This is a genomic window from Acinetobacter sp. YH12218, assembly GCF_013417925.1.
In the GTDB taxonomy this organism is placed as follows: domain Bacteria; phylum Pseudomonadota; class Gammaproteobacteria; order Pseudomonadales; family Moraxellaceae; genus Acinetobacter; species Acinetobacter amyesii.
Map to the genome: position 1 here is coordinate 1 of NZ_VPDB01000110.1, position 6602 is coordinate 6602.

The window sequence follows — 6602 nt, forward strand, 5'->3', positions numbered from 1 at the left end:
AGGAATGTGGTGCTTTCAGCTGCGCTTCATCGATGAGCCAATTGATGCCTTCACTGCGCCAAAGACGCGTTAAAAAGTCATAATCGCTTTCATTCGACTGCATGATGAAAGGTCGTACATCATAGTTTTGGCTTAAACCGCTTAGATCTAGCGTTAGACTGGCAGCAAAGAGCGGACTTTTGCTTTGCCATTCTTTAAAAAGAGTCTCACTGACATCACGCACCGATTTGTTCATAAACACACGGCTGTTGCGGCGCTTATGCCACAGCGATGTTGCATCTTCTAAAGTGAGTTTATACAGCGTGAGTGAACCGTCACTCTGCCCTTGGGTGGCTTCGGTAATAATACCCGTGGTGCGGAAGAGTTCGCCCTGATCGGTCACTTGATCAACGGCAACTTGTACGCCAATAAATTGTTTTAGTGGAATAAGTGCATTAGTAGATAGGCAAATCAAAGTCGCTTGCAGGCCTTGGTTTAAGACATGCTCCCCATCAATACGTTGAATAAAAAGCTCTTCATTCAACGCAGGATTGGAAAATTGCACATGAATGGCACGTTTTTGGGCGGATAGACCCAATTGTTCTAATACAGCAAATATTTTGCCTAACATAATAAAAATTCTAAATTGTAATCATGGAAATAATTTTGCTGCTAGTTTAGTCAAATTCATCAATAAACTTAATGCTTAAAACCATAGAAGATGTTTCGTTATGTAAAATCCACGATTCAAAAATTCACTTAAAAATAAAAAGCTGAGAACCCACTCACTAAATACTTCTTGCATATAAAATATTCACAAAATGGTCTTAGACCATGCACTTGCATCCGACAAGCAACGTCATTCACACAAGTGTAAAAATAGTTTTATCATCTAATTTACATCGAGCTTAATGATTAATTTTTTAATATTATCTTTAAAAATAGTAGATTAATTTAAACTTAAGCTAGATTAAAAAACACACAACCCTTTCTTTCCTGTCTTGTAATTCACCTAAGATCCCCTATAATTCAAAAAAAAACAGACAAGTCTGTCTATTTTGCTGAAAAAACCGAATGAATTTAGCATTCAGAGGGTAAAAGTATAAATGAGAGAAAACGTATAAAACGTTCGAAAACCAAATCATTGACTTAAGCTAACAAAGTAAATGATTTGAACGCACATTTGTCAGCAAAGCGCGATTACCCCAAATAATCGCGCTTTTTATTTTTCTTAGAATCTTAAGTCATGTGAAAAAATTGATTGTTAATCAATACAAATAAGTCGTCGCTAGATTTAAAACCTAGATGCCTACAAACAAATTTAAGCGGTCAACTCCAAACGAATTAAGGTTTCAACTCGCTTCCAATAATCTGCTAAATGCACTTGGTTGGGGTCGATTTGAGCTTGGATGGTCATGCCATCCAAAATACTACTCAGAAATGCAGCGAGTTGTTCAGTTTGCTGAATGCCCAGATTTTGTAAGGCAGTACTTAATTTTGATTTAAGCCACTCTTTATAGTCAATCGCAGGTTGCAATGAAGACGGATAAACTTTAGATATTTCTTCTACTGCTTTTTGAAACATACAACCATTAAAATCTGCAGTATGAAACCAAGCATCGTACCAAGCAAAAATGGTTTTAATATGCGAAAGATGGTCTTCTGGATCACATTTTGCAATAGCAGCTTCAAGTGATTCCTGTAAATTAAGATTTCGAATCACGAGACATTCTTCAATTAATTTGGCTTTAGAGGGGAAATATTTATAAAACGTCATTTTAGCAACGCCCGATTCCCCAATAATTCGATCTATACCAATCGAGTTATAGCTATAAGAATTGAAGAGTTGGAGCGCAACGTTAATGATGTCTTGCTTTTTCGACATTTAATTTACCTGATGCACCAATGAGGCCTAAACATAAAGCTTTTAAGGTAGAAAACCTAATTTTTAAACATGATTTTCGCGCGCTATTGTAAAGCATAACTTAATTGGAGTCTGTAGATAAAACCTCAGCACCCCATTAAATACAGTCTGATTTCAGATGATTTATCGAATTAGCAGTCAGGAAAATTTCGTATAAAACTGACTGCTATTTTAATATCAACTAGCGATTTAACGACTATTCCTCTGCGTTAAAAACCTTGCTGAAATGAATGCCATTAACGGTGGATTTAAGAGTAAGTATTTAAGAGCAAGGGGTACTCAGAATATTTTTTTGCTTACGCTCTTGCAGTGCTTTTCGAATCACCTGATAACCGCCCGTTAAACCTAAAATTGCCATGATTGCGGCCACAATCAAATCTGGCCATAGACTGCCTGTACCAAATACCCCAACAGCCGCCAAGATCACCGCGACGTTACCAATCGCATCATTACGGCTACATAGCCAAACGGATTGCATATTGGAGTCACCTTCACGGAAGGCATATAAGACGTATGCACAGATGACATTAGCGGCTAAAGCCAAGATACCAATCACCCCCATGGTGATCGGTTCAGGTGCGATCCCATTTGCATAGGCATAGAGCACTTTGGCAATGACCACGATCCCAAACGCTGCCATGACAAAACCTTTAACCAAGGCAACTGTTGCACGCCAATATAAACTGGCGCCTAGCACGGCAAATGAAACTCCATAATTAACAGCATCACCAAAGAAATCTAACGAGTCCGCCCAAAGCGCAGAAGAATGTGCATAAGCCCCGCCAATCAGTTCCACCAAAAACATCATGGCGTTAATGATTAAGGCGATCCAAAGCGCGATACGAAATTTACTGTTGGGTTTGCTTGGTGCTGGCTCATGACTACATGTACATGCCATAAATGTACTCCAATTTAAAAATCAATGGATTTGTATTATTCTTATTCAAAACTATGGACTCACTCCAAGGTCAAGCATGAACGTACAAAAACATTATTTGATTAAAGAATTGTCCACCAAATCTGGGGTAAGCGTTGACAGTATTCGCTTTTATGAAAAGAAAAAACTGCTGAAACCTAGCTTCCGCGCAGACAACAATTATCGCTATTATGATGAAGAAATGTACAAACGTTTGGTTTTTATTAAGCGCTGTCGAAACCTCGATATTTCTCTCACCGAGATTCAAACCCTGCTTGAACTTGAGCAATCCCCTACACAAAGCTGTCATGCTGTGAATGAATTAATTGATAATCATATTCGTCAAGTTTCTGAAAAAATTAAAGAATTAGAAAATTTTAAAATACAGTTAAGTACGCTCCGTGCCAGTTGTAATGAAACCAGCCAAATTAATGATTGCCAAATTTTAAAACATTTGGAAAACGGAATATCTTGAAAACCCAACTAAAATACTTGGTTGAAACCTTTTTTTAGATCACTACAATAAAGCCATAAATTTTTTATGCCTTTATTAACATGACGATTCAACACGTAACCGAACTCCTCTCACCTGCTGGCTCATTGAAAAACATGCGCTACGCTTTTGCTTATGGCGCAGATGCCGTGTATGCAGGTCAGCCGCGATATAGCTTACGTGTGCGCAATAATGCTTTTGACCATGACAATTTAAAAATTGGCATTGAAGAAGCTCATGCCTTAGGGAAAAAGTTTTATGTGGTGGTAAACATCCAACCGCATAACTCAAAACTGAAAAATTTCATCCGTGACCTTGAACCTGTGGTTGCCATGAATCCTGATGCACTGATCATGTCTGACCCTGGTCTAATCATGATGGTGCGTGAACATTTTCCAGAAGTGTCCATTCATTTGTCTGTCCAAGCCAATGCGGTGAACTGGGCAACGGTTAAATTTTGGAAAAATATGGGACTGACACGTGTCATTCTGTCACGTGAATTATCAATCGAAGAAATTGAAGAAATTAAACACAATGTACCTGATATGGAAATTGAAGTTTTCGTACATGGTGCATTATGTATGGCTTACTCCGGTCGTTGCTTACTTTCTGGCTATATGAATAAACGTGATGCAAACCAAGGTGCATGTACCAATGCATGCCGATGGGATTATAAAATTCACGATGCAGTTGAAGATGAAACTGGTGATGTTATTCCAGTCACACAAATTAAAGAATCATCATGCTGCAATAATAAAAATGCCGATGAGCAACACGCCCTAGAACAACACCAATTCGGCGAGCCGGTTTTATTACAACGCAATGAAGAAGACATGTTTGCTGCCGAAGAAGATGAACATGGCACTTATTTCATGAACTCGAAAGACTTGCGTGCTGTACAGCATGTTGACCGTTTAACCAAAATGGGCATTCATTCTTTAAAAATTGAAGGCCGTACCAAGTCTTATTTCTACTGTGCGCGTACCGCTCAAATTTATCGTAAAGCCATCGATGATGCCCTTTCTGGTAAACCATTTGACCCAGCTCTCATGTCACAACTTGAAGGTCTTGCGAACCGTGGTTATACCGAAGGTTTTCTACGCCGCCATGTACATAGTGAATATCAAAACTATGAAACCGGCTCTTCACGTTTTGATCATCAACAGTTTGTAGGTGAAGTTTTAGAACGCAATGGCGACTCTCTTAAAATCGAAGTGAAAAACCGTTTTGTTGTAGGTGATTCTTTAGAACTGATGACCACTTCAGGCAATATCACCTTCGTTTTAACTGAAATGAAAGATAAAAAAGGTAATCTGATTGACGATGCCAAAGGTTCAGGTCATATCGTTGATATTCCTGTGCCTGCCGATGTGGATATGCGTTATGCCCTACTGATTCGTAATTTACCCAATTCGACCGTAGATATTTCGGCTTCATCTTTAGCTTATCAGGCTTGAGTTCGCTTTATGGCTTTGTTGATTACAGATAAATGCATCAATTGTGACATGTGTCTACCTGAATGTCCCAATGACGCTATTTATGAAGGCTCAAAGATTTATGAAATCGATGTCGCACGTTGTACTGAATGTGTCGGTTTCTATGAGCACCAAACTTGTGTTTCAGTTTGTCCGATTGAGTGCATTATTCCACATCCGGAGCATATAGAAAGCCAAACTGATTTATTGGAGAAGTTTAAAGGTTTGAATTTATTTAAATCTTAAATTCGTGATGTGATTGGTATATTAATTGCATACTCCGCTTTATATTTTATAGAGAAACAACCTTGGGGAAAGTATAAAAATAAGGTTGTAAAACAAAAATAGCTGGGCAACGAATAGGATTCAAAATGTGTGGGGACATTTTTGAATCCTAATTTTGCAGACAAAAAAAGGAACTCCGGTGTTAGCATCCAAAGTTCCTGTAAAACGAGAATATTAAGAAAAATAATATTCAAATGACAACATTCAGCGCGGCCAGCGTGTTTCTCGAAACACACTGGCCTTTCTTTTATTGACCCGAACGGATGATGTAATCAAAAGCAGACAATGAAGCTTTCGCGCCTTCACCTGTTGCAATGATGATTTGTTTGTAAGGTACTGTTGTACAGTCACCGGCAGCAAATACACCTTTTACATTGGTTTCGTTACGTTCGTTAATTACGATCTCACCACGGTTTGAAAGTTCAACTGCTGTTTCTTTTAAGAAATCAGTGTTTGGTAACAAACCGATTTGTACAAAGATACCTGCCAATTCAATCGTTTTGATTTCATCAGTTGCACGGTCTTTGTAGTTCAGTGCAGTCACTTGTGAACCATCACCAACCACTTCTGTAGATAATGCATTCATGATCACAGTGGTATTCGGTAAGCTGTTTAACTTGTCTTGAAGGACTTGGTCAGCACGAAGTTTGGTATCAAATTCAACAAGTGTTACATGTTCCACAATACCTGCAAGGTCAATCGCCGCTTCGACACCTGAGTTACCACCACCAATCACCGCAACACGTTTACCTTTAAACAATGGACCGTCACAGTGTGGGCAGTATGCAACACCACGTGTACGGTATTCTTGTTCACCCGGAACGTTCATTTCTCTCCAACGTGCACCTGTTGAAAGAATCACTGTTTTAGATTCAAGTTTTGCACCATTCTCTAAAGTCACTTCAACTAAGCCATTAGCTGTTTGGTCAGCACCTTTGATGTCAGATACACGTTGCAAGTTCATAATGTCCACACCGTACTCACGTACATGTGCTTCCATTTCAGCAGCAAACTTAGGACCTTGAGTCTTTTGAATCGACGTGAAGTTTTCAATGTCCATCGTATCCATGACCTGACCGCCCATGCGTTCAGCCACGATACCTGTTTTAATGCCTTTACGTGCTGCATAGATTGCAGAAGTATTCCCCGCAGGGCCGCCACCAATCACAAGAACATCAAAGGCTTCTTTGGCATTTAACTTTTCAGCATCTTTTGCGGCAGAGTTGGTGTCTAATTTAGCAATGATTTCTTCCAAGGTCATACGACCTTGACCGATGTGGTTGCCGTCTTGGAATACCATTGGTACAGCCATGATTTTGCGTTCTTCCACTTCTTCTTGGAAGAATGCACCATCAATCATGGTTGCAGTTGTACCCGGGTTGTAAATTGCGATCAAGTTAAGTGCTTGAACCACGTCAGGACAGTTATGGCAGCTTAAAGATACAAACACATCAAAGTCAGTTTTAAGACCTAGACCTTTGATAGTGTTCAGTACTTCGTCAGAAACTTTCGGTGCATAACCTGAAGTTT

7 protein-coding genes are annotated in these 6602 nt (G+C 39.2%); 3 read left to right on the forward strand and 4 right to left on the reverse strand.

Annotated elements, in window-relative coordinates:
* From FTV03_RS16690 to FTV03_RS16700, 3 genes are all read right to left on the reverse strand, one after another.
* Positions 1-613, reverse strand: a 613-nt coding sequence (locus FTV03_RS16690) for a phage late control D family protein (RefSeq protein ID WP_180042292.1), incomplete at its 3' end; no start/stop codon positions are given.
* Between the two features lie 687 nt (positions 614-1300).
* The gene (locus FTV03_RS16695; RefSeq protein WP_180042285.1) at positions 1301-1864 is read right to left on the reverse strand and encodes a TetR/AcrR family transcriptional regulator; all 564 of its coding nucleotides are present in this window, start codon (positions 1862-1864) and stop codon (positions 1301-1303) included.
* 301 nt (positions 1865-2165) lie between these two features.
* The gene (locus FTV03_RS16700; RefSeq protein WP_180042287.1) at positions 2166-2801 is read right to left on the reverse strand and encodes a cation transporter; all 636 of its coding nucleotides are present in this window, start codon (positions 2799-2801) and stop codon (positions 2166-2168) included.
* Between the two features lie 76 nt (positions 2802-2877).
* Between FTV03_RS16700 and FTV03_RS16705 the strand changes: the two genes are divergently transcribed.
* The 3 genes from FTV03_RS16705 (at position 2878) to FTV03_RS16715 (ending at position 5033) form a co-directional block, all read left to right on the forward strand.
* The gene (locus FTV03_RS16705; RefSeq protein ID WP_078194531.1) at positions 2878-3294 is read left to right on the forward strand and encodes a Cd(II)/Pb(II)-responsive transcriptional regulator; all 417 of its coding nucleotides are present in this window, start codon (positions 2878-2880) and stop codon (positions 3292-3294) included.
* Between the two features lie 80 nt (positions 3295-3374).
* Entirely contained in the window at positions 3375-4769 is a 1395-nt protein-coding gene (gene yegQ / locus FTV03_RS16710; protein WP_180042289.1) for a tRNA 5-hydroxyuridine modification protein YegQ, read from the forward strand.
* Positions 4770-4778: 9 nt separating this feature from the next.
* Complete coding sequence (locus FTV03_RS16715) at positions 4779-5033, forward strand: YfhL family 4Fe-4S dicluster ferredoxin (RefSeq protein ID WP_078194533.1); 255 nt, start codon at positions 4779-4781, stop codon at positions 5031-5033.
* A 286-nt stretch (positions 5034-5319) separates the two neighbouring features.
* Here FTV03_RS16715 and ahpF read toward each other — a convergent pair.
* Positions 5320-6602 (reverse strand): alkyl hydroperoxide reductase subunit F (gene ahpF, locus FTV03_RS16720; RefSeq protein WP_180042290.1); only part of this gene is annotated, 1283 nt, incomplete at its 5' end.